The sequence below is a fragment of the Microbacterium sp. KHB019 genome, from assembly GCF_037285405.1.
GTDB lineage: Bacteria > Actinomycetota > Actinomycetes > Actinomycetales > Microbacteriaceae > Microbacterium.
In genome coordinates, this window is record NZ_JBBDHF010000003.1 from 292714 (window position 1) to 316369 (window position 23656).

Here is a 23656-nt window from a genome sequence, read left to right on the forward strand (position 1 = left end):
CCGCGCAGGTCATCCCTGCAGGAACGGGACGAGCAGTTCCGTGACCGTGCTGTGCATCTCGCCGTCGGAGATCGTCGGGGTGCCGTCGCCGCTCTGCGGACCGTAGTCGCCGAACGACGCGTGCGAGGCGCCGTCGATCTCGACGAGGTCGGCGTCAGCCGGGAGCAGGTGCCGGGCGTCGGCGATCTTCTCGGGCGTCGACAGGCCGTCCTCGCTCCCCGCCAGGCTCAGTACATCAAGGTCGGAGCCTGAGAGATCGTTCGAGCAGTATGAGCCGAACAGCACCAGCGCACCGGCATCCGGGGCCAGCTGGCACGCTCGCACGCCGCCGAGCGAATGGCCGCCCACCGCCCAGGTGTCGACCTCCGGCGCCGCGCTCGTGAACGCGTCGAGGCCGCGCGGATCGAAGAAGGCGAGGTTCAGCCACGGGCGCGTGATGACCACGGTCTTCCCCTCTTCGGCGACGCCCTGCAGCATGGCGACGTAGGCCCACGGATCGACCTTGGCTCCGGGGATGAAGACCAGACCGGCATCCGAGTCGCCGTCGGCCGGGGTGAGGACGATGCCCTCCGGTGCGTCCTCGATCGTGATGCTCGCGTTGTTCCGCGCGCTCTCCAGCGGCCCCTCTTCGGCGGGCATGACCCCGACCTGCGTCCAGACGAGTGTGCCGCCGATCGCGAGGACGAGGACCGCGACAAGGCCCCACAGGGTCCAGCGCAGGACGGACCGCTTCTTCTTCACGCCGCCCACGCTACGCCCGTCCCACCCCCGGATGCGTCGTCAGGTACTCCTCGAACGCCTCCGCGCTCGTGCGTGACGGCGTGAAGCCGAACTCCGTCTTCAGCCGTCCGTTCGCCAGCACCGGCCGATAGCGCAGGAAGACGACCTTCTCCGGGCCGTGCGGCGTCAGCCGCAGCATCCGGCCCACGCTGAGCGCGACAACCAGCGCCCACGCGGGGATGGTGAGCAGCGGCTTGCCCAACCGAGCAGCGATCTGCGGCACCGTCAAACTGCCGTCGCCGGCCACATTGTAGATTCCTGGTGGCCCGTCGGTCGCGGCGCGGGCGAACGCTGCGGCGACGTCGTCGACCCAGGCGAACACGAACGGGGAGTCGGAGCCCGTGATCCGCAGGATGCGCCGGCCATCCCACAGTGCCGTGATCTGATTGCGCACATCGGGGCCGAGGATCGTGCCGATCCGGAAGATCACCTGCTCGAGTTCGGGATGCGTGCGGCGGTGCTCGGCCAGCATCTCCTCTACGAGGCGCTTGTGGCGCGAGTACGGGAACACATCGTTGCCGCGCAGCGGCTGAGTCTCGTCGATCCATTCCGGGTTGTCGGGGTGGTAGCCGTACGCCGCACCCGAACTCGACACGACGATGCGCACCACACCGGTGCCGACGCACGCCGCGAGCACGTTCGCCGTGCCGGTGACGTCGACCCGGTACTCGAGGTCGACGTCGGCGCCGGGGTTCACGATCGCGGCGAGGTGCACGACGGTGTCGATTCGATACTCGCCGAGCACGCGCGCGATGTTCTCAGCATCCGTCACATCCATCCGCACCGAGTACATCCGCACCGAGCGGATGCCTTCGCGTTCCGGCTCTTCGCGCAGATCCGCCGACACGACGAGCTCGACGTCTTCGCGTGCAGCCAGCATGCCGGCGACGTGGGAGCCGAGGAACCCGCTCCCGCCCGTGATGAGGACGCGCCTCACGAGGATGTCTCCAGGGTGCTGCGCCCGCTGGCGTCTCCGGCGGGGGAGCCGGTGCGGCGCCGGGTGTGCCGCGCCCACAGGCTCGCGACGATGAGCCCGGCGACGATGTCCCAGATGCCCCACCACCCGGCGACGATGGCCATGCCGCCGAGTCCGTCGAAGAAGGCGAAGACGATGCCGAGGCCCAGCCCGGCGTTGCGGATGCCGACCTCGAACGTCATCGCCTTGCGCTCCCGCGTGCCCAGGCCCCCGGCCACTGCCGTGCCGTAGCCGAGCGCGAGCGCGACGGCGTCGTGCACGGTCACCACGAGGACGATGATTCCGAGCACGCTGACGAACACCGACCAGTTGCCCACCAGCGCCACGGTGATGAAGCCGACCAGGGCGAGCAGACTGAACCACTTGACGAAGGGATGCGCCTTCTCGGCGATCCGCGGCAGCTTGGCGCGCACGAACAGACCGACGGTGAACGGAAGCCCGATGATCAGGACGATCTCGAGAAGCATCTTCACCGGATCGAGCGACACTTTCTCCAGCACGGTGCTCGCGGAGGGGTGCAGCGAGCCCCAGAATGCGATGCTCAGCGGCATCGCAACGATGTAGAGCAGGTTTCCCACAGCGGTCATCGACACCGACAGCGCCACGTTGCCCCCGGAACGGTGCGTGAGCACCTGCGAGATGTTCCCCGGCGGACAGCACGCCACGAGGATCATGCCCATCGCCATGGATGCCGTCACCGGCAGTACGAGCGTCAGAGCGAAGGTCACCACGGGCAGCAGGAGCAGCTGGGCGAGGATCGCGATGATGAAGGGCTTGGGATGCTTCGCCACCACGCGGAAGTCGCCGGGCGCCGTGTCCAGAGCTATCCCGAGCATGATCAGCCCGAGGACGACGTTCAGCAGCGTGAGAGACACCGGTGTGAAGCTCAGGACGATGTCGTCGACGTTCACGGCGCCTCCATCGTCCGGCGCTCAGCCTTCACCGCGCCGCGGTACGCGTCCTTGTTGACGTAGTACGCCATGCGATCCAGGGCGAGATAGCGGTAGCCGCCTGTGACGTCCGGCCAGGGGCTGCGCGTGACCCGTTCGCGGAAGCGCTGGGCACGGCCCGGATCGTTCTCCACCGCGTCGAGATAAGCCGCCAGCAGCTCGGCCTGCTCGTAGCGCCCTTGCCAGCCCAGACCCGAGGCCTCGACCATGCCCATCACGTACAGCCCGTTGAACGACGCGGGGAAGATGTTGAGGAACAGCCGCGGCGACGCGGAATGCCACGACAGGTGCGCGCGATTCACGAACGGGTAATCGAGCGTGTAGCCGGTCGCCAGCAGAACGAGGTCGAAGTCGCCTGAGCCGCCGCCCCGGAAGTGCACGGTCTCGCCGTCGAATCGTTCGACATCGCCTCGGATGCGCAGGTCGCCCTGGCCGAGGTGGTTCAGCACCATGGTGTTCACGATCGGGTGGGATTCGTAGATCCGGTAGTCGGGCTTCGGGAACCCGAACCTGACAGGGTCGCCGGTGAAGGCCTTCAGCACGCGTGAGTCCACGGCCTGTTTGAGGCGTGCAGGCAGGGGACGCCCCTGGTTGAGGGTGTCGCTCGGGCGGCCGAACAGGTACCGCGGGACGAAATAATATCCCCGGCGCACGCTCATGTCGACGGATGCCGCGTGGTGCACGGCATCCACGGCGATGTCGCACCCCGAATTGCCCGCCCCGACGATGAGCACGCGTTTGCCGTCGAGCTCGCGCGCACTCTTGTAGAAGTGCGTGTGCCTGATCTCGCCGCTGAACTCTCCGGCGAACGTCGGAGTGTTCGGCTCCGACAGGGTGCCGTTCGCCAGGATGACTCCGGCGTACCAGCGGGTCTGCTCGCCGTCAGGGCCCATCGCGGTGAGATCCCACCCGCAGCCCTGCGGCTCGAGCCGGGTCACCCTGGTGTCGAAGCGGAACAGCGGCGTCAGGCCGAAGTGATCGGCGTAGGAACGGAAGTACTCGAGCAGAACCGCGTGACTCGGGTAGTCGACGTCCGACCGCATCGGGAACTCGGCGAACTCCGTGGTCGTGCGAGACGAGATCAGGTGAGCCGACTCGTACATCGAGCTGCGCGGGTTCGTGATGTCCCAGAGGCCGCCGACGCCGTGCGACGCCTCGAAGCCCTCGACGTCGATGCCCTGCTTCTGCAGCGCCCGCGCTGCTGCCAGCCCTGATGGGCCAGCGCCGATGACGGCGTACCTGCTCATGGGGAGATTCTGTCAGAGCGTGCGCAGCTCCTGCTGCCGTGCCGCGAAGACGTCGTGCACGGCGCCGAAGAGGGGGTGCTCCGGCTCGAGACCGGTGACAGTCGCCGTCAGCGTATCCGCGTCGTCGGAGCGCAGCATCCGCTGCAGTTCGACGGACTGCTCGTCGGCCGGATCGTCGAACGCGACAGTGGCGGCGATCGCAGCGACGAGGGCCGACGTCGACAGTCCGTGTTCCGCCGCCTGCGAGGCCGGGCCGATGAAGCGCTCGTGCCTGGACAGCTTGCGCAACGGCTGCCGGCCGACGCGCTGCACGGTGTCGACGAGCTCCGGGTTGCGGAACCGGTCGAGGATCTTCGCACGGTATGCGGCGAGCTCGTCGGGGTCCAGCCCGTGCACGGCCGAGAGCATCGCACTGGTCTCCTCGAGCGCAGCGCTGACGCGGGCGGCGATCGAGGGGGAGGCGAGGGCATCGGAGATCCGCTCGATGCCGGCCTGCGCGCCGAAGTAGGCGGTCGCGGCGTGACCGGTGTTGACGGTGAAGAGCTTGCGCTCGATGAACGGCGCCAGGTCGTCGACGAAGTGCGCACCGGGGATGTTCGGCAGATCCTCGCCGAAGGGACCGGACTCGATCGCCCACTCGTAGTACGGCTCGACCGTGACGTCGACGCCTGAGCCCTCTGGCTGGGCGGGGACGATGCGGTCGACGGCGGTGTTCGCGAAGACGGCGCGATCGGCGGCGGCCGGATCGAGCTTCTCGATCTCTGCACGCAGTTGATCTGTGGCGCCGATCGCGTTCTCGCACGCCATGATCTGCAGCTTCGGCAGTGCGGGGTCGCGGCGGGCGAGCCCGGCGGCGATCGCGGGGGCGATGAAACGCAGCACCGTCGGTCCGACAGCGCACGTGACGACGTCGGCGGTGGCGACTTCGTCTGCCACGGCATCCGGGTTCTCCGCGCTGTTCACCGCGCGGTACCCGGTCACGACCCGGTCGACCCCGCCGGGACCCGCCTCGTGGACCGTGTAGGAGTCAGTTGCGTTGATGGCGTCCACCAGCGCGCCGGCGACGTCGGAGAAGACCAGCTCGTAGCCGCCCTCGTGCAGCAGAAGACCGACGAAGCCGCGCCCGATGTTCCCGGCGCCGAAGTGGACGGCCTTCATCCTTCGTTCACCGCCGACAGGAGCGCGAACAGTTCATCCGGGGTCTGGGCGGCGTTGAGCTTCGCGACGTCGTCCTCGTCGGAGAACAGGATCGCGATCTGCGAGAGGATCTCGAGGTGCTCGTCGCCACGTCCGGCGATGCCGATCACGAAGTTCACGTCGTCACCCGCCCAGTCGACGCCGCCGTCGTACCGGACGACGGACAGACCGGAGGCGAGGATCGCATCCTTGGTCTCGTTCGTGCCGTGCGGGATGGCGAGGCCCGCTCCCATGAAGGTCGACACCGTCTCCTCGCGCTGACGCATCGCGTCGACGTAGGCGGGGGTGACGGCGCCAGCGGCGACGAGGATGTCCGTCGCCTCCTGCAGCGCCTGCTCCTGCGTCGCGCTTCCCGAGTGGATGCGGACCTGGCCGATCGTGAGAACGCCCATCATGTCTCCTTCGTTTGCTGTCGATGGAATCGGTGGGCGGATGCCGCGGCATCCGCCCACCGAAAGGGATTACTCGCCGGATTCCTTCTGCTCGCGCACCATCTCGACGACCTCTTCATACTGCGGCGCATTCATGAAGTTGTCGACGGAGACATGGATCGAGTTCGGGGACTTGCCCTTCGCCCGGTCGGTGAGCTGCTGCTGGGTGATCACCAGGTCGGCCGTGCCGTCGAGGTTCGCGATGGCCGCGTTGGTGACGGTGACGTCCTCGATGCCCGCCTTCTTGAGCTTGTTGCGCAGCACGCTCGCACCCATCGCGGACGACCCCATGCCCGCGTCGCACGCGAACACGATGTTCTGGATCGGTGCGGTCGCCACTGCCGTGGCCGCCGCACCGGTGGCGGTTGCCGTGGCCGCGAGGTTGGAGAGCGTGCTGGACGACTTGCCCTTGTTCGCCTCGGTCTTCGCGATCGCGGCTGCGAGAGGGTCGCCGGTGGCCGCTTCTGCCGCGATATCCCGCTTGCGCGAAGCGAGCAGGATCGGTGCGCAGATCGCGAACGTCACAGCTGCGGAGAACACGACCGAGCAGATGACGCCGAGGTGGCTGCCCGGTGCGGTCTGGATGAGGACTGCGAAGATCGACCCAGGAGCGGCGGGGGCTACGAGGCCGGACTGGAAGATCATGTTCGTCGCGACACCGGTCGCGCCACCGGCCATCAGACCGAGGATGAGCATGGGCTTGGCCAGTACGTACGGGAAGTAGACCTCGTGGATGCCGCCGAGGAACTGGATGATGAACGCACCGGGAGCGGTCGCGCGGGCGACGCCGACGCCGAAGACGGTGATCGCCAGCAGGAGTCCCGCACCGGGGCCGGGGTTGGCCTCGACCAGGAAGAGCAGGCTGCGTCCGACATCCTGCACCTGCTCGGTGCCGAGCGGAGTGAACACGCCGTGGTTGATCGCGTTGTTCAGGAACAGCACCTTGGCCGGCTCGACGATGATGCTCGCCAGCGGAAGCAGGCCGGTCTCGACGAGCCATCCGACGGCGCCGCCGAGGATGTCGGTGAGCCACTGCATGATCGGCGCCAGCCAGAAGAACGACGCCAGCGCCATGAAGAACGCCACGAAACCTGCTGAGAAGTTGTCGACCAGCATCTCGAAGCCGGGCTTGATCCTGCCCTGCCACGGCTTCTCGACCCACTTCAGGACGAGGGCGGTGAGGGGTCCGGCGATCATGGCTCCGAGGAACATCACCGTGCCGGCAGCGCCGCTGATGACACCCATCGCGGCGACGGCGCCGACGACACCGCCACGGTGTCCGTGCACCATTCGACCACCGGTGAAGGCGATCAGGATCGGCAGCAGGTACGTGATGATCGGGCCGACGAGGCCGGGGTAGTCGACATCGCCGATGGTCCCGCCGCCGAGGATGGCGGAATCCGCCCAGCGCCAGGATTCGACGGGGCTGTTGCTGCCCAGCCAGCCGTCAGGGATGAAAAGCGCGGTGATGAAACCCCACGCGATGAAGGCCGCGATGTTCGGCATGACCATGCCGGACAGGAACGTGCCGAACTTCTGCACGCCCACGCGGATGCCGCCACGATTCGGGGCGGCCGTTGACGTCGTCGTCATGATGTCGTCTCTTTCTGGTGTGAGGGTAGGGCCGTGACGGCTTCTGCCACGGCGTTGCGTGCACCGGCTGCGTCGTCCGCAGCCAGTGCGATCTCGGCGAGGCTGCGCGCCTCGTCGAGGGTGCGTTCGGAGAGCGCGAGCCGCACGTCGGCCAGCGCAGCAGGAGCCATGGACAGGCTCGTGATGCCGAGACCGACGAGGACCAGCGCGAGCAGCGGATCGGCTGCGGCCTCGCCGCAGACGCCGACCGGCTTGCCGGTTCGCGCTCCGGCCGAGCCGACCTCGCCCACCAGACGCAGCACCGCAGGGTGCCACGGGTTCTGGAACGAGGCGACGGAGCCGAGCATGCGGTCTGCCGCCATCGTGTACTGGGTGAGGTCGTTCGTGCCGATGGAGGCGAAGTCCGCGTGCGCGAGCACCCGGTCGGCCAGCAGCGCGCTCGCCGGCACCTCGACCATGACGCCTGCCGTCTTCAGCCCGTACTCGCGGGCGAGGTCGGTGAAGTACTTCGTCTCCTCGACCGTGGTCACCATCGGCGCCATGACCCACAGGTCGGCCGAGGTCGCGGCATCCGCCTCGGCGAGCGCCGTGAGCTGCTCTCGCAGGATGTCCTCGCTGGCGCGCAGAGACCGCAGGCCGCGCAGGCCAAGGGCTGGATTCTCCTCGTGCGCGTCGTTGAGGAACGCCAGGGGCTTGTCGGCACCGGCATCCAGCATGCGAACGACGACCTTCTTGCCGGGGAAGGCGGCCAGGAGCTCGGTGTAGGAGGTCCGCTGCTCGGCGACCGTCGGCGCCTGGGATGCCGAGAGGAACAGGAACTCGGTGCGGAACAGGCCGACGCCCTCCGCGCCGCGCGCCACGGCGTCGGCCGCATCGGCCGGTTTGCCGAGGTTCGCGAGCAGGGCGACCGCCGTGCCGTCGGCGAGGGAACCGGGGGAGGGCGGAGCGTCGACGGCGGCTGCGCGGGCCGCAGCCCGGTCGGCTGCGCGCTCGAGCTGGTCCGCCGATGGATCGGTCGTGACGGTGCCGGATGCGGCATCCACGATCACGGTCGTGCCGTTCTCGAGCGCTGCGGCGTCTGCGGCGCCGACGATCGCGACGATGCCCTTCTCGCGGGCGAGGATCGCCGTGTGCGACGTGGGGCCGCCGTCGGTCGTGATCAGGGCGAGCACCTGGTCCAGCTTCAGCAGCGCCGTGTCCGCCGGAGCGAGGTCACGCGCGACGAGGACGAAGGGGTGACCGGGGTCGGGGACTCCGGGTGCATCGACGCCGCGGAGGTGCGCGAGAACGCGCTGAGCGATGTCGTCCAGATCGGCTGCGCGCTCGCCGAGGTAGCCGCCGACGGCTTCGAGCGTCGCGCGGAATCCGGCGAACGCGTCATGAACGGCCCATTCGGCTGTGCTGCCGTCGTCGATCCTGGCGTCGACCTCGTCCTGGAGCGTCGGGTCCTCGGCGATCATCGCCTGGGCCTCGAGCACCTCCTGCGCCGATCCGCCGGCGGCCTCGGCGCGCTGCTGCAGTTCGGCCGCCACAACGGTGACCGCCTCGCGTGCACGGGCGCGTTCGGCGTCAGCACCGATCGTGGTGGGTCTCTGCTCCGGCGCGGGGAGCGCCTCGGCCATGCGGACCACGGGCCCCTGGGCGACGCCCTGCCCGATGCCGACGCCACGGATCTCGGCCATCACGACTCCTGGTCATGGTCGGTCGTCAGGAGCTCGGTGAGCGTGTCGATCACGGTCTCCGCGCCGTCGCCATCGGCCGTGAGCGTGACGTAGTCGCCGTGCTCGACCGCGAGGGCGATGACGCCGAGGATGCTGGCGGCGTTGACCGGCTTGCCGTCGCCCTTCGCGATCGTGACGGGGATGCCGGCCTCCTTCGCAGCCTGCGCGAAGAGCTTCGCGGGGCGGGCGTGGAGCCCGTGCGAGGAGCCGATGCGGACGGTGCGGGAGATCTCGGTCATGATGTTCCTTTCGCGGTGGACGGTGGGGAATCAGTCAGGGGGGAATCAGGCAGGGGGGAATCAGTCAGCGCGGCCTCGACGAGCGCCAGGGTTCGCGTGCCGTCGCGGTCTCCGAAGACGTCTTCCGGCAGCACGACGACGGGAACCTGCGCCGCGGCGCGGATGGCGTCGATCCCGTCGGCCAGATGCGGGCCGACGAGGACGAGGTCCGCGAACGCGGACGCGATCGTGCTCTCCGTGCCGGCCGTCGCCTCCCAGTCACGACCGGCCGCGGATGCCGCGTGCCGCAGTCGCTGGGCGACGAAGGTGCTGGACGCGCCGGCGCCGCACACCACAAGGATCCTCATCGATGCCACCTCACCCTTCGCACTTCACCGAGGCTTCTCCCATTCTGGGAAACGGCTGAGAGGGGTGCCACCATGTTCCTTTCCGCCCCTGCGGAACATCGCCTTCCGCCCTCCGAACGGCGCGGTGCTGGCATCATGGAGACCATGTCGCGACAGCGTCAGGACCGGCTCCTGCAGACCCTGCTCCGGCAGGACGAGTGGGCGACAGCCGCGAGCCTGGCCGATGTGCTGGGCGTGACACCGCGCAGCATCCGCTCGTATGTCGCAGCGCTCAACGCCCGCACCGCCGAGGCCGACGCCGTCGAGTCCGGGCCGGCCGGCTACCGGGCAGGGTCCGGTGCGCATGACGCGCTGCGCGCCAGGCTGACGGGCGAATCGGCACCGCGTGACCGCCTGCACGCCCTCGTGCGCCTGCTGCTCGACGCCTCGGACGGCATCGATGTCTACGAGACCGCCGATCGCATGCACGTCAGCGAGGCGACCCTGGAGTCGGATCTAGCCCGGGTGCGCGGGCTGCTCGACGGAATGGAACTGCGTCTGGAGCGCGACCGCGAGACCGTGCGGCTGCGCGGTGCGGAGGTCGCCCAGCGCCGCCTGCTGAGCCGTCTCGCGCACGACGAGATGGATGCCGGGTCTTTCCACCCCGAGAGCATCCGACGGGCTCTCACGGGCACGACCGTCGCCGCGCACGCCGTCGGCCCGTTCAAGACCGCGCTCGTCCGCGAGCTCGGCGCGCTCGGGTACTACGTCAACGAGCTGGCGATCTCGGATGTGCTGCTGCACATCGCGATCGCAGCCGACCGGGTCTCCGCCGGTCGCGCTCTCGAGACGCCCGTCGCCGGCACGTGGGAGGAGATCCCCAAGCTCGGCGGCGTGATCCGCGACCTCGCGGCGGAGCACTTCGGTGTCACGCTGGGCGAGGGCGACAGCGCGCATCTCGCGACGCTGGTGCTCACGCGCGCGATCGCGCCAGGACAGGATGCCGCTGCCGGTGCCGTGCGCAGCGGCGTGGATCCCGGGATCGAGGCGGCGGTCAGGGCGGAGATCGTGCAGGCCGCAGCCGACTATCAGGTCGATCTCGTCGATGAGAAGTTCATCCTCCGGCTCGCGCTCCACGTGCAGAACCTGCTGCGCCGCGCCGAGGAGCAGGCATGGACGCGCAACCCGCTCACCCGCTCGCTGAAGTCGTCGTATCCGATGATCTTCGAGGTCGCCGTCTCCATCGCCAGCGGGCTGCACGACCGCCTCGGCGCCCCGATCCACGACGACGAGATCGCGTACATCGCGATGCACATCGGCGGGCGCCTGGAGCGCAGCCGCAAGGCGGAGTCGATCCTCACCGCCACGATCGTCTGTCCCGGCTACTACGAACTGCACGAACTGCTGCGCTCGAGCGTCGACCGGTCGCTCGGGTCATCGGTCGAGGTCACCGGCGTCGTCACGACCGTCGACCCGGACTGGAAGAGCATCGACACCGACCTCGTGCTCACCACGATCGACCCCGGGGCGAGCGGCGAGCGGTACGTGCGCATCCAGCCGTTCCTCACGGACGCCGACGTCGAGCGCGTGACGCAGACCGCCGCGCGCATCCGCCGCGGACGCCGCCTGAACCGGCTGCGCGAGGAGCTCTCACGGTACTTCTCTCCCGATGCGTACCTGCACCCGTTGCCCGACGAGGGCGAGGAGTCCGTGATCCGGCGCCTGGGCGGCATGCTCACGGCATCCGGGCTCATCGGCGACGACTACGTGGAGAACACGATCGTCCGTGAACGGATGTCGTCGACGGCGTTCACCGACGCCCTGGCCGTGCCGCACGCGCTGCAGATGACCGCCGAACGCACCGCGATCGCGATCGGTGTCGCCGATGGCTCGGTGGCCTGGGGGGACGGGCGCGTGCAGGTCGTCGCGCTCGCGGCCTTCAGCGAAAGCGATCGCACCGCGTTCCAGACCGTGTTCGAGCAGCTCGTCGAGGTGTTCAGCGAGCGCGACAGCGTGCAGCGGATCGTCCGCCGTGGGACGACGTTCGAGGCGTTCCTCGACGAGCTCGTCGCCGTCATCGACGGCTGAGTGCGATCGGTCCGCGCTGCTGGATCCTGTTACCGCGGCTCAATCCTGGTTCGCGCTGCCGAATCCTGTTCACGCGGCCGACATTTCTGCAGCGCGGGCAGGGAAGAGCCGCGCGAACGATCAGCTGCGCGGATCGAGAATCCCGGCCATCGCATCGAGGGCGCTGTCTGCAGTCGCAGACTCGGCGGTCTCGAGCCGCACCGCATCGCCGGGGCCGAGGGCGAGGTCCATGACGGCGAGGACGCTGCCGACGTCGACGGTCGCTCCGGATGCTGTCGTCAGGGTGACCGGATCGGGATGAGCGAGCGCCAGACGCGCCAGGTCAGCGACAGGACGTGCGTGCATACCGTCGTGTGCGCTGATCACGACCTGTCTGATCGGCATCGCGGCCTCCCTTTCGAGAGATGCTACCGGGGGCTCATCGCGCGACGGCGACGACCGCACGCACCAGCACCACCAGGGCTCCGATCCATGCGCACCACAGCATCACCGCTCGAGCCAGCGGGACGGGGACGACGCGAGTGAGCACCGAGCCGCCGATGATGCCGATCGCCGTGCACACGCCGAGTACGAGCACCTCCCACGCGGGGGTGTCCGGGAGCCCGCGCAACAGCACTGAGGTCGCACCGTATCCGAGGAATATCACCTGAGCGCTCGCGGCGAAGCGTCGCTGCTCCCAGTGGTCGGCAATTGCATAGGCGGCCAGTGCCGGACCGGACAGCCCGCTCGAACTGTGCATGAATCCGGCGATGGCGCCCGCGGCGATCGCGCCTCGGCGACCGCGTAGCGCGGCAGCGGCGGGACCACCCGTGGCCCGAGCAGAGCGATGATCGCCATCGCCGCGATCGCGAACAGCAGGGCGGGCTCCGGCAGCAGCCTGGCGAGCAGAGCGCCGAAGGGTGCCGCGACCAGCCCGGCTCCGAGCAGCCAGAGAGCTCGTCCCCAGTCGATATCCCGCCATGCCGACGGCAGCGCCATCGCCGAGGCGATCACGGCGAGCAGCACGGCCAGCGTCACGCCTTCGACCGGACCGTACACGAGCACGATCGGACCGATGAGAACGAGCACGAAGGCCAGGCCGGTGACACGCTGGATGACCCCTGCCGCCAGTGCGGTGACGCCGACGAGGGCGAGGATCAGGAGCGCTCTTCCAGCAGCGTCCGCACACCGGCCTCGAGCGCTTCGACCGTCGCCTTCGCCTGATCGGCGGAGGCGGCCTGGGCGTCGAGGTAGACCTTCAGCTTGGGCTCTGTGCCGCTAGGGCGCACGATCACGCGCGAGCCGTCCGCCAGCGTGTACCGCAGCACATCGCCGGAGGGCTGGCCGGGCGCTGCCTCCATCAGGTCCTCGGCGGACGCGATCGGCGTCTCGCCGATGCGCGTGGGCGGGAGAGTGCGCAGCGCGAGCATCACCTTGCCGATGATCGAGAGGTCGTCGACGCGAACCGACACCTGCCCGCTCGCGAAGTGCCCGTACGTCTCGCCGAGGTCGGCGAGGAGGCTCGCCAGCGTCTCGTCGCGCTCGCGTGCTTCGGCAGCGAGACCCAGCACGGCGATCGCGGCTGAGATGCCGTCCTTGTCGCGCACTGTCTCGGGATTGACGAGGTAGCCGAGGGCCTCCTCGTAGCCGAAAACCATGCCCGGAGCTCGCGAGATCCATTTGAACCCGGTCAGCGTCTCGTGGAAATCGAGCCCGTGGTGCGCGGCGATCGCACCGAGACCTGGGGAGGAGACGAGGGAGCAGGCGAGAGACGCGCCCGGTGTGCCCTCGGCGGCGCGCGCGGCGCGCGCACCCAGCAGCAGCCCGATCTCGTTGCCGCTCAGGCGGCGCCAGCCGCCCTCCGCAGCCTCATCGGGGATCGCGACGGCCAGGCGGTCGGCATCCGGATCGTTCGCCAGAATGAAGTCCGCGCCGGTGCGTCGCCCGGCGGCGAACGCCAGGTCCATCGCGCCGGGCTCTTCCGGGTTCGGGAAAGAAACGGTGCGGAACATCGCATCGGGGTTCAGCTGCTCGCCCACGGTCTTGGGGCGCGGGTAGCCAGCGGCGTCCAGGATCCGCGCGAACGTCTCCCACCCGACGCCGTGCATCGCCGTGTAGACCCACGTCATGCCCTTGGCGGACTCCGGCGCAGGGGCTACGGCCGCGGTCGCGCTGACATAGGCCTCGACGACGTCCTCGCCGGCGAGTTCGTACGCGGTCGAGCGGGGGAGGGTGCCGATGTCACCGGCATCCGCCACCTGCTGGATGCGCGCGGCGATCTCGGCGTCGACGGGGGAGACGATCTGCGAACCGGAGTCCGCGCCGCCGAGGTAGACCTTGTAGCCGTTGTCGTTCGGCGGGTTGTGGCTCGCGGTGACCATCACACCGGCGTCAGCGTCGAGGTGGCGCACGGCGAACGCCAGCACGGGCGTCGGCAGCAGCCGAGGGAGCAGGATCGCGCGCAGGCCCGCACCGGCGAAGAGCTCGGCGGAGTCCAGCGCGAAACGCCGAGAGTTGCGGCGACCGTCGTAGCCGATCACGACCGACGCGGTGGAGTCGCCCGCACGCTCACGCAGATAGGCGGCGAAGCCCGCCGCCGCCTGCGCCACGAGCACGCGGTTCATGCGGTTGCTGCCGGCACCGAGCTCTCCGCGCAGGCCGGCCGTCCCGAACTCCAGACGCGCACCGAAGCGGTCGTCGAGATCGGCGACTGCTGCCGCGTCCCCTGATGCCGCGCGTGTGATGACCGCGGCGAGCTCGTCGCGGGTCTCGGCATCCGGATCCTGACGCATCCAGGCCCGCGCCTGCGCGAGCCGTGCGTCCAGCGCCTCGGCGCTCACAGCGCCCCCACCACCCGGGCGAGCAGAGCGGAGATCACCGGCTCGGCGGCCTTGCCGGCCTCGATGACCTCACCGTGACTGAGCGGGGTCTTCTGGATTCCGGCGGCGAGGTTCGTGATGAGCGAGAAGCCCAGGATCTCCATGCCGGCCTCGCGGGCGGCGATGGCCTCGAGCGCGGTCGACATGCCGACGATGTGGCCGCCGATGGCCTTGGCCATCTGCACTTCGGCCGGGGTCTCGTAGTGCGGGCCGCGGAACTGCGTGTACACACCCTCGTCGAGTGACGGGTCGATGCTGTGCGCGACGTCGCGCAGGCGCTTCGAGTACAGGTCGGTGAGGTCGACGAACGTCGCGCCCTCGAGCGGCGAATCGGCGGTGAGGTTGAGGTGATCGCTGATGAGGACGGGCTGGCCCGGCTTCCACGTCTCGCGGATGCCGCCGGCGCCGTTCGTGAGCACCATGATCTTGGCCCCGGTCGCCGCGGCGGTGCGGACGCTGTGCACGACGCGGCGGACGCCGTGGCCCTCGTAGTAGTGCGTGCGTGCGCCGATGACGAGCACGTTCTTGCCGCCAGGCGTGCGGATGCTGCGGAGCGTTCCGACGTGGCCCTCTAGCGCCGGCTTGGAGAACCCGGTGACCTCCGTGGCGGGGATCGTGGCGACGGTCTCGCCGATGAGTTCGGCCGCCTTGCCCCATCCGCTGCCGAGTGTGAGCGCGATGTCGTGCGTCTCGACACCGGTGAGCCGCGCGATGTCTGCTGCGGCTTCGGCTGCGATCGCGGACGGGTCTGCGTCCGGAGCGTCGAGGGGATTGTCATGAATGTCGGTCATGGATCCACTCTAAGGAAGGCGACGGCATGTCAGCGAGGATTGCGGAAGAATGGAAGGCATGTCTTCGACTCCTTTTGAGCGCACTCAGCGCGTTGCCGTCCTCGGTGGCGGTCCCGGCGGATACGAGGCGGCGCTCGCCGCCGCTCAGCTCGGTGCTGAGGTGACGCTCGTGGAGCGAGTCGGAGTCGGCGGATCGGCCGTGCTCACGGACGTCGTTCCGTCGAAGAGCCTCATCGCCACAGCTGACGCGGCCGTCGCGATCGCCGAGGCGAGCGACCTCGGCGTGCAGTTCTACGCCAAGGGCGCGCACGGCAAGCCGCTCAAGCCAGAGATCGCGATCAACCTCGCCGCCGTCAACAAGCGGCTCCTGGCTCTCGCCGGTCAGCAGTCCGAGGACATGCGCTCGACCCTGCTCGAATCCGGCGTCCGCATCCTCTCCGGTCACGGCCGGCTCGAGGGACCGAACGCGATCATCGTCTCCACCGGCCCCGGCGGCACGGACTTCGACCGCGTCGAGGCCGACACCATCGTCGTCTCGGTCGGAGCATCGCCGCGTGAACTCGACAGTGCCAAGCCCGATGGTGAGCGCATCCTCACCTGGACCCAGCTGTACGACATGAAGGCGCTGCCCGAGCATCTCATCGTGGTCGGCTCCGGCGTCACCGGCGCCGAGTTCGCCTCGGCGTACATGAACCTCGGCGCGAAGGTGACGCTCGTCTCCAGCCGCGACCAGGTGCTCCCAGGCGAGGACCCGGATGCCGCTCGCGTTCTGGAGAAGGTCTTCAAGCGCGGCGGCATGACCGTGCTCTCCAAGGCCCGTGCCGACAGCGTCGTGCGGACTGAGAACGGCGTGCTCGTCACGCTCGCCGACGGCCGCACGGTCGAGGGCAGCCACTGCTTGATGGCGGTCGGGTCGATCCCGAACACCGCCGGCATCGGGCTGGAGGAGGCCGGGGTCGAGCTCACCGAGTCCGGCCACGTCCGCGTCAACAAGGTCGCTCGTGCCTCTGTGCCCAACATCTACGCGGTCGGCGACTGCACGAACTTCTTCCCGCTGGCATCCGTAGCATCCATGCAGGGCCGCACGGCCGTGTTCCACGCGCTCGGCGACATCGTCATCCCGCTCGACAAGGTGAAGATCACGTCGAACATCTTCACGGCACCCGAGATCGCCACGGTCGGCGTCGGCGAGAAGGACGTCGAGAACGGCGCGGCGGACGGCCTCGTCTACAAGCTCCCTCTCGCCGCGAACCCGCGCGCGAAGATGATGGGCATCAAGGACGGCTTCGTGAAGATCATCGCCCGCAAGGGCTCGGGCACCGTGATCGGCGGCGTGATCGTCGCGCCCAAGGCCTCAGAGCTCATCTACCCGATCGCCGTCGCCGTCGAGCGTCGGCTGACTGTCGACCAGGTCTCGCGCGTGTTCGCCGCATACCCGTCGCTGTCGAGCAGCATCACGGATGCGAGCCGAGCGATGCATCTGGTGAACATCTCCTGACTTCCGTCCGCCGAGACCCCGTCTTCGCACCGAGACCCCGTCCTGTTCGCGTCAGCAGGACGGGGTCTCGGCAATAAAGCGGGGTATCGGCGCGGGTGGACGGGTCAGGAGATCGTCAGGAGCTGGTGGCCGGCGGCGACCGTGGCGCCGGATGCGGCGTTGATGTTGCCGATGACGCCGTCCTTGTGCGCTTGCAGCGGCTGCTCCATCTTCATCGCCTCGAGCACGACGACGAGGTCGCCCTTGACGACCTGCTGCCCGTCTTCGACCGCGATCTTGACGACCGTGGCCTGCATGGGCGACTTCACAGCGTCACCGGATGCTCCCGCTGAGGCGGTCGTCGCGTGGCTGCGGCGCGACGGGGGCACGGCGGCCGGTCGGCCTGCGGTGCCTGCGGCGACCGTGACGCGGTCGGGGAGGCTCACCTCGAGGCGCTTGCCGGCGACCTCGACGACCACCGTGTGGCGGCTGGCGGCGGCAGCGGGGGCCTCGAGCTCGCCATCCCAGGCGGGGATGTCGTTGTCGAACTCGGTCTCGATCCACCGGGTGAAGACGCCGAACTCGTCGTTCTCGGCCGTGAAGGCGGGGTCGCGCACGACCTTGCGGTGGAAGGGAAGCACAGTTGGAAGGCCGGCGACCTCGAACTCGTCAAGGGCGCGACGAGCGCGCTCGAGCGCCTCGGCGCGGTCCTTGCCGGTCACGATGATCTTGGCCAGCAGCGAGTCGAACGCGCCGGAGACCGAGTCGCCGGCGGTGACGCCCGAGTCGAGGCGGATGCCGGGACCGCCGAACGTCTTGAAGACGTGGACAGGGCCGGGCTGGGGCAGGAACCCGCGACCGGGGTCCTCGCCGTTGATGCGGAACTCGAACGAGTGGCCGCTGGGCGTCGGGTCGTCGTAGTCGATGGTGCCGCCCGCTGCGATGCGGAACTGCTCGCGGACGAGGTCGATCCCGGTGATCTCCTCGGAGACCGGGTGCTCGACCTGCAGGCGGGTGTTGACCTCGAGGAACGAGACGGTGCCGTCGGCGCCGATCAGGAACTCGCAGGTCCCGGCTCCGACATAGCCGACCTCCTTGAGGATGGCCTTGGATGCCGCGTACAGCTGCTTGTTCTGCTCGTCCGTGAGGAACGGGGCCGGCGCCTCTTCCACGAGCTTCTGGTGGCGGCGCTGCAGCGAGCAGTCGCGGGTCGAGATCACGACGACGTTGCCCTCGGCATCCGCCAGGCACTGGGTCTCGACGTGGCGCGGCTTGTCGAGGTACTTCTCGACGAAGCACTCGCCGCGGCCGAAGGCCGCGACGGCCTCGCGCGTGGCGGATTCGAACAGCTCGGCGACCTCGTCGAACTCGCGGGCGACCTTCAGGCCGCGTCCGCCGCCGCCGTACGCGGCCTTGATCGCGATCGGCAGGCCGTGCTCCTTCGCGAAGGCGACGACCTCGTCTGCGTTCTCCACGGGGCCGGGGGTGCCTGGTGCCAGCGGGGCTCCGACCTTCTCCGCCACGTGACGGGCGGTGACCTTGTCGCCGAGCGCCTCGATCGCCTCGGGGGACGGGCCGATCCAGGTGATGCCGGCGCCGATCACCGCGCGGGCGAACTCGGCGTTCTCGGCGAGGAAGCCGTAGCCGGGGTGCACAGCGTCGGCGCCGGAGCGCCGCGCGATCGAGAGGATCTTCTCGATCTGCAGGTAGGTGCTCGCGCTCGTGTCGCCGTCGAGCGCGTACGCCTCGTCCGCAAGGCGCGTGTGCAGTGCATCACGATCCTGGTCTGCGTAGACGGCGACCGAGAGAATCCCGGAATCGCGAGCGGCACGGATGATTCGTACGGCGATCTCACCGCGGTTGGCGATGAGCACCTTCTCGATTGGCATGAGTGCCAGCCTAGCGAGATCAGGGCTCAGATTTTTGAGCACTCTCCACAAGAAACCCGTGAGAACGTGACGGGATGTCTACGACCACAGGTCTGGCCAGGAAACGCCGAGGTCGCGGACCATGGCCCTGATCGTCGACAAGGACATGCCGACGACTGTCGACGGATCGCCGTCGACGCGGGTGATGAACGCGCCGCCGAGGCTGTCGACGGTGAAGGCGCCGGCGACGTGGAGCGGCTCGCCGGATGCGACGTAGGCCGCGATCTCCTCGTCGGAGATGTCGTCCGCGAACGTCACGGCGGCCTCGGCGACCGCGGTCGCCTCACGACGGGGCAGGCCCGGCTGAAGCCGGAACACGGAGTGGCCGGAGTGCAGGATGCCGGTGGCGCCGCGCATCTCGCGCCAGCGCCTCGTCGCCTCCTCAGCCGTGTACGGCTTGCCGTAGACGCGGCCGTCCAGGGCGAACATCGAGTCGCCGCCGATCACGATTCCGTCGAAGCTCGGATCGTCGGCGGCGAGGCGATGCGCGACATCGGCTGCCTTCGCTCGGGCGAGGAGCAGCACGAGGTCGTCCGGAGCGAGGTCGGTGCCTCGTTCGGAGGCGGCCTGCGCGGTCAGCGCGTCCTCGTCCGTCTCCGGGGCGCGCGTGATCGGTTCGATTCCGGCCTGGCGGAGAAGCATGAGGCGGGCGGGCGACGTGGACGCGAGGCAGACCTGCATGGACTCCACCGTATCCCGACGACATGCCGACGACACGGTGCCGCCGCGTGAACCGTATCCTCGAGGGATGGCCTCCTCAGCATCCGACCTGATCGATCTCGACATCACCGGCATCGCGCACGGCGGCACCTTCATCGCCCGCCACGAGGGTCGCGTCGTCTTCGTCGCGGATGCCATCCCCGGCGAGCGGGTCCGTGCCAGGGTCACGGATACCACGAAGTCGTCGTTCTGGCGGGCCGAGACCGTCGAGGTGCTGGATGCCTCACCCCACCGCCGCACGCACGTGTGGCCGGAGGCCGATGTCTCCCGCGACCCCGACGACCGCGCCGGCGGCGCGGATCTCGGACACATCGCCCTCGACCATCAGCGGGTGCTGAAGCGCCGAGTCCTCGCCGAGGCGCTCGACAAGTTCGCAGGCCCGGGGCTCGAGGCGCCCGAAGTGTCCGGCGTGGATGACACCGACGGCACAGGCTGGCGCACCCGACTGTCACTGCACGTCGACGCCGACGGGGTCGTGGGCCCCTATGCCGCTCGCAGCCATCGGGTCATCGGCGTCTCCTCCCACCCGCTCGCTCGCCCGCGTATCGCAGCCGAGGCGCTCGCGCTGCGCAACCTCAAGCCGGGGCGCGTCGATCTCGTCGAGTCCGCTGACGGCGCGGTGCACGTGCTGCGCCGCCCCGAGCGCGGCAAGCGACCCGCCGCACCGGTGATCGTCGAACGGGTGGGGGAGCGCCCGTTCCGCGTGGATGCCGACGGTTTCTGGCAGGTGCATCCGCGCGCCGCCGCCACACTGGACGGCGCCGTCCGCACGATGCTCTCCGGTCGCATCGATCCGGAGCAGGTCCACTTCGACCTGTACGGCGGGGTGGGCCTGCTGGCGTCCTCGCTGGCGGCGGTCGGCGCGACCGACATCGTGACGGTCGAGTCGAGTCGGCGGGCCACCGACCACGCGCAGGAGAACCTCGCCGATGTCGATGCGACCGCCGTCACTGCCCGAGTCGATCGGTACCTCGCCGGACTTCCCGAGGGTGCGCGCGCCGGCACTGTCGTCCTGGACCCGCCCCGCGCAGGCGCAGGACGAGCGGTGGTCGAAGGCGTGAACGCGCTGCGCCCGGATGCCGTCGCCTACGTCGCTTGCGACCCCGTCGCGCTCGCCCGCGACCTCGGAACCTTCCGCGAGCTGGGCTGGGAAGTCGCCTCGCTGGACGCCTTCGACCTCTTCCCGCACTCGCATCACTTCGAGACGGTTGCACTGCTCACCCGCTGAACACTCAGCAGATCGATAGGCTGAGGACATGAGCAGGGTCGCATTGATCGACGATCACGAGTCCGTCCGCCTCGGACTGGAGCTCGCCTGCGAGCGTGCCGGCGAGAGCACGGTCGTGTTCTCGGGGAGTACCGTGGGGTCCTATCTGGACTGGCGGGCCGGTACCGGAGCGACCCCGGCCGATGTGGTCGTGCTGGATCTTACGCTCGGCGACGGCACGACCGTCACCGAGAACGTCACGGCGCTCGTCGCGGACGGCGCGAGCGTCGTGATCCACAGCGTGGCCGATCGACCGGCAGCCGTGCGCGAGGCCCTCGTGGCCGGCGCCGCGGGCGTCGTCAGCAAGTCGTCGTCTCTGGATGACGTGCTCGACGCCATCCGCACCGTCGCGATCGGGGAGGCTCTCAACAACGTCGAGTGGGCGAGCGCCGTCGAAGGGGACCGCGAGTTCGCCGATGCTCAGCTGTCGGTGCGCGAGCGCGACGTGCTCAGGCTGTACGCCACGGGGCTGCCGCTCAAGGCGGTCGCCGAACGCCTCGGAGTCGCGTATTCCACGGCGAAGGAGAACATCACCCGTGTGCGGGTGAAGTACGTGGAGGTGGGGCGTCCTGCTCCGACCAAAGTCGACCTGCTGCGCCGGGCGATGGAAGACGGCATCGTCGCCTCCGATGGAGCCGTGAGTGCCGGCTGACACCGCGCTGCGTGCGGCCTGGGGACAGATCCCCTCACCCGGTGGCACGGCGGGCAAGGAGTTCGAGCGCTTCACCGGCAAGCGCATGGAGCGGATCCTCGCGACTGTGGTCGCGATCGGATCGGCGATCCTCGGTGTACAGGCGCTGTTCGCGGCGTTCGGCGGTCAGACCGAACAGGCGTCCACAGTGCAGGTCGTGCTGCTGCTGGTCGTGTACGTGCCGCTCGCGGCGATGCTCGTGGCCTGCGTCCTCGGCCGCGGGGTTCGCGTGGTGAGCGGTGTCTTCGCGGTCGTCTACGTGGTCGCGCTCGCAGCCTGGCCGCTCGTGATCGACTCCCATGCCGCGACGGTCAGCCAGCCCTGGATCTTCTTCCTCGTCAACGTCGGCGTGGTCGCGGCGATGCTCGCCTTCCCCGTCTGGATCCAGGTGATCTGGGCGTTCGGCGTGCCGCTCGTGTACGGATACGTGCGACTCGTCGAGGGCGAGTTCACGGGGACGTACTGGACGTCGACGGCGTTCGACGTGACGTTCACCATCATCCTCGGCGTCGTCATCGTTTCGCTCGGATGGATGTTCCGTTCCGTCGCAGCCGGCGTCGACGAGGCCCGCAGCATGGCTGTCGCGTCGTACGCGGCGGCGGCCGCAGGGGCAGCAGCCGAAGAGGAGAAGGTCGCGATGGCCGCCCTGATGCATGACAGCGTCCTCGCGGCGCTGATCGCGGCCGAGCGCGCGGACTCGGATCGTGCCAGAGACCTCGCTGTCGCTATGGCCAGGGAGGCGCTCACCCGCCTCGCCAACACCGAGGCTGCGGTCGCGCAGGAGGGCAGCGATGACCCGGTGGGTGCGGCCCAGATCGTCGCTGAGCTGCGTCGCGCGCTCTCGGAACTGGGAGCCGACGCGATCGTGGAGGAGCGTGGCACCGGTGGCCTCATCCCCGGGAGGGCCGCGCGGGCAATGGTGCTCGCGGCACGGCAGGCGATCGGCAACGCGATGGCGCACGCGAACGGCCGGGGTCTGCATGTGATCGCCGAGGGACGCGGCGACGACGGGCTCACGGTGACGATCATCGACACCGGTCCAGGGTTCGACTTGGATGCGATCGGGGAGGACCGGCTCGGCATCCGCGCGTCGATCATCGCGCGTATGGCGGGCGTCGCCGGCACCGCGACCATCGACTCCGATTCGACGGGCACGCGTGTGATCCTCGGTTGGGAGCAGGTGTGAACCGCTCCGTGCGAAGCGTGGCGACGGCACTGGCCGTCGGATTCGCGATCTACTTCGCGGCTCGTGCCGTGTGGTGGACCGTGCAACCGGCCGCACCGCTGCTCATGGTGGCGTCGATCCTGCTGTACGTCGTCGTGATGGTCGCGTCCGTGCTCGTCGAGGGTCCGAACGCGCCGCGACTGCCGGCCTGGTGGGGGATCATCGCTCTGCTCGCGGGGATCGCCATCCCCGTGCTGGTCAGCTCGTCGCTGCAGCCGATCCATCGCACGGCGCCGTTCGCGACCTGGTACATCGGCGGCGTCGGGCTGCTCGCCGTGGTGTGCATCGTGCGCAGGAGGCCGGTGATCGGGTGGCTGGTGCTGGCCGTGCTCATGGCGGTGTCGAGCGTCTATCTCGGATTCTTCGTGGCGCTGGAGCTGGGTCTGGTGGGATCGATCACCTGGGCTGTCGTCGCTCAGCTGCTGGTGCTCTTCTGGGATCGGGCAGTGCGCGACACCGAGCACCTGGCAGACATTCAGCGAGCCGTATCGGCGTGGCACGCGACGCAGCTCGTCCGTCAGCGCGAGCGTCGCATCCGCGTGCAGTACGCGCTCGGTGCCGCCGGGCCGGTGCTGACGAGCACGATCGCCTCGCGAGGACGACTCAGCGAGGAGGAGCGGCTGGAGGCGCGGCTCGCCGAAGGGCGCCTGCGTGATGAGCTGCGCGGTGCGAGTCTTCTGAACGACGCCGTCCGCTCCGCCATCCGCGACGTGCGTCTGCGCGGCATCGCAGTGACCGTGTTCGACGAGGGTGGGCTCGACGAGCTCGGCGAGGCGCGGCGCGACGAGATCCGCAACGAGCTCGCCGATGTGCTCGGGCAGGCCGATGTCGAGCGCGTCATCATCCGCGCCGCGCGAGATGCTCACACCGCCGTGACGGTGGTGGGGCGGTCGGGGACGGGAGATTCGTCCGACGACGACGCTGTCGGCCTGTGGCACGAGATCCCGCGGGAACGAAGCGTGGACGCGACGCCCTGAGAGAGAGGGCGAGGGGCGGCGAAGCCGCCCGCCCCTCGCCGATGCGGTGCAGTTACCCGAAAACTGACCGCCGGAGATCGATCACCGTCTGCCTACCCTGGGGCAGAGAGACCGATCGAACGCGAAGCGTTGGTATCAGTCTGGTCGGTGTGCAAGAACTTTGTCTGTAGGTAT

Annotated in this window: 23 protein-coding genes; 6 read left to right on the top strand and 17 right to left on the bottom strand. The window is 69.3% G+C overall.

The window, feature by feature from the left end; all coding sequences use genetic code 11:
- Positions 1–9 precede the first annotated feature (9 nt).
- The 10 genes from KHB019_RS12675 to KHB019_RS12720 form a co-directional block, all read right to left on the bottom strand.
- Positions 10–741: an alpha/beta hydrolase gene (locus KHB019_RS12675; protein ID WP_230103943.1), complete on the bottom strand. Its 732-nt coding sequence runs from the start codon at positions 739–741 to the stop codon at positions 10–12.
- A gap of 10 nt (positions 742–751) precedes the next feature.
- On the bottom strand, positions 752–1717 hold the full coding sequence (locus tag KHB019_RS12680; RefSeq protein WP_337459122.1) for an SDR family oxidoreductase: 966 nt from the start codon (positions 1715–1717) through the stop codon (positions 752–754).
- Positions 1714–2667, bottom strand: coding sequence for a bile acid:sodium symporter family protein (locus KHB019_RS12685; protein ID WP_337459123.1), 954 nt, complete (start codon positions 2665–2667; stop codon positions 1714–1716). The genes KHB019_RS12680 and KHB019_RS12685 overlap by 4 nt, the downstream gene beginning before the upstream one ends.
- Complete coding sequence (locus KHB019_RS12690; protein ID WP_337459124.1) at positions 2664–3953, bottom strand: flavin-containing monooxygenase; 1290 nt, start codon at positions 3951–3953, stop codon at positions 2664–2666. The genes KHB019_RS12685 and KHB019_RS12690 overlap by 4 nt, the downstream gene beginning before the upstream one ends.
- Before the next feature lie 12 nt (positions 3954–3965).
- Complete coding sequence (locus KHB019_RS12695) at positions 3966–5111, bottom strand: mannitol-1-phosphate 5-dehydrogenase (protein WP_337459125.1); 1146 nt, start codon at positions 5109–5111, stop codon at positions 3966–3968.
- Positions 5108–5542 (bottom strand): PTS sugar transporter subunit IIA, encoded by a 435-nt coding sequence (locus KHB019_RS12700; RefSeq protein WP_230103966.1) that lies wholly within the window; start codon positions 5540–5542, stop codon positions 5108–5110. Before KHB019_RS12700 ends, KHB019_RS12695 begins: the two co-directional genes overlap by 4 nt.
- Positions 5543–5611: 69 nt before the next feature.
- Positions 5612–7174: a PTS mannitol transporter subunit IICB gene (locus KHB019_RS12705; RefSeq protein ID WP_337459126.1), complete on the bottom strand. Its 1563-nt coding sequence runs from the start codon at positions 7172–7174 to the stop codon at positions 5612–5614.
- Positions 7171–8856 carry a phosphoenolpyruvate--protein phosphotransferase gene (gene ptsP / locus KHB019_RS12710; protein ID WP_337459127.1) on the bottom strand — a complete coding sequence of 562 codons (1686 nt, stop codon included), beginning with the start codon at positions 8854–8856 and terminating at the stop codon, positions 7171–7173. Before ptsP ends, KHB019_RS12705 begins: the two co-directional genes overlap by 4 nt.
- Entirely contained in the window at positions 8856–9134 is a 279-nt protein-coding gene (locus tag KHB019_RS12715) for an HPr family phosphocarrier protein (protein ID WP_325472249.1), read from the bottom strand. Before KHB019_RS12715 ends, ptsP begins: the two co-directional genes overlap by 1 nt.
- Positions 9131–9481, bottom strand: a complete 351-nt coding sequence (locus KHB019_RS12720) for a PTS sugar transporter subunit IIB (RefSeq protein WP_325472248.1) — start codon at positions 9479–9481, stop codon at positions 9131–9133. Before KHB019_RS12720 ends, KHB019_RS12715 begins: the two co-directional genes overlap by 4 nt.
- A gap of 144 nt (positions 9482–9625) precedes the next feature.
- Between KHB019_RS12720 and KHB019_RS12725 the strand changes: the two genes are divergently transcribed.
- Entirely contained in the window at positions 9626–11548 is a 1923-nt protein-coding gene (locus KHB019_RS12725) for a BglG family transcription antiterminator (RefSeq protein WP_230103934.1), read from the top strand.
- Between the two features lie 120 nt (positions 11549–11668).
- On the opposite strand, the gene KHB019_RS12730 is transcribed toward KHB019_RS12725, so the two are convergent.
- Genes KHB019_RS12730 through KHB019_RS12750 form a run of 5 tightly spaced genes read right to left on the bottom strand, consistent with a single transcriptional unit; the run spans position 11669 to position 15197 of the window.
- Positions 11669–11932: an HPr family phosphocarrier protein gene (locus KHB019_RS12730; RefSeq protein WP_337459128.1), complete on the bottom strand. Its 264-nt coding sequence runs from the start codon at positions 11930–11932 to the stop codon at positions 11669–11671.
- Between the two features lie 34 nt (positions 11933–11966).
- On the bottom strand, positions 11967–12194 hold the full coding sequence (locus KHB019_RS12735) for a hypothetical protein (RefSeq protein ID WP_337459129.1): 228 nt from the start codon (positions 12192–12194) through the stop codon (positions 11967–11969).
- The gene (locus KHB019_RS12740; RefSeq protein ID WP_337459163.1) at positions 12191–12688 is read right to left on the bottom strand and encodes a sulfite exporter TauE/SafE family protein; all 498 of its coding nucleotides are present in this window, start codon (positions 12686–12688) and stop codon (positions 12191–12193) included. Before KHB019_RS12740 ends, KHB019_RS12735 begins: the two co-directional genes overlap by 4 nt.
- Positions 12685–14319, bottom strand: a complete 1635-nt coding sequence (locus KHB019_RS12745; protein ID WP_337459164.1) for a phospho-sugar mutase — start codon at positions 14317–14319, stop codon at positions 12685–12687. The genes KHB019_RS12740 and KHB019_RS12745 overlap by 4 nt, the downstream gene beginning before the upstream one ends.
- A gap of 44 nt (positions 14320–14363) precedes the next feature.
- The gene (locus KHB019_RS12750) at positions 14364–15197 is read right to left on the bottom strand and encodes a purine-nucleoside phosphorylase (RefSeq protein WP_337459130.1); all 834 of its coding nucleotides are present in this window, start codon (positions 15195–15197) and stop codon (positions 14364–14366) included.
- Between the two features lie 49 nt (positions 15198–15246).
- Between KHB019_RS12750 and KHB019_RS12755 the strand changes: the two genes are divergently transcribed.
- Positions 15247–16695: an NAD(P)H-quinone dehydrogenase gene (locus KHB019_RS12755; protein WP_230103930.1), complete on the top strand. Its 1449-nt coding sequence runs from the start codon at positions 15247–15249 to the stop codon at positions 16693–16695.
- Between the two features lie 104 nt (positions 16696–16799).
- Here the strand turns inward: KHB019_RS12755 and KHB019_RS12760 are convergent, their stop codons facing one another.
- Positions 16800–18563, bottom strand: a complete 1764-nt coding sequence (locus tag KHB019_RS12760) for an acetyl/propionyl/methylcrotonyl-CoA carboxylase subunit alpha (protein WP_230103929.1) — start codon at positions 18561–18563, stop codon at positions 16800–16802.
- Between the two features lie 78 nt (positions 18564–18641).
- The gene (locus tag KHB019_RS12765; RefSeq protein WP_337459131.1) at positions 18642–19283 is read right to left on the bottom strand and encodes a Maf family protein; all 642 of its coding nucleotides are present in this window, start codon (positions 19281–19283) and stop codon (positions 18642–18644) included.
- 67 nt (positions 19284–19350) lie between these two features.
- Here KHB019_RS12765 and KHB019_RS12770 point away from each other — a divergent pair, with 67 nt between their 5' ends.
- Genes KHB019_RS12770 through KHB019_RS12785 form a run of 4 tightly spaced genes read left to right on the top strand, consistent with a single transcriptional unit; the run spans position 19351 to position 23482 of the window.
- Positions 19351–20550, top strand: a complete 1200-nt coding sequence (locus KHB019_RS12770) for a class I SAM-dependent RNA methyltransferase (protein ID WP_230103927.1) — start codon at positions 19351–19353, stop codon at positions 20548–20550.
- A gap of 28 nt (positions 20551–20578) precedes the next feature.
- Positions 20579–21241, top strand: a complete 663-nt coding sequence (locus KHB019_RS12775) for a response regulator transcription factor (protein ID WP_230103926.1) — start codon at positions 20579–20581, stop codon at positions 21239–21241.
- Entirely contained in the window at positions 21231–22466 is a 1236-nt protein-coding gene (locus KHB019_RS12780) for a sensor histidine kinase (RefSeq protein ID WP_325472247.1), read from the top strand. Before KHB019_RS12775 ends, KHB019_RS12780 begins: the two co-directional genes overlap by 11 nt.
- Positions 22463–23482, top strand: coding sequence for a hypothetical protein (locus KHB019_RS12785; protein ID WP_337459132.1), 1020 nt, complete (start codon positions 22463–22465; stop codon positions 23480–23482). Before KHB019_RS12780 ends, KHB019_RS12785 begins: the two co-directional genes overlap by 4 nt.
- Positions 23483–23656: the final 174 nt, after the last annotated feature.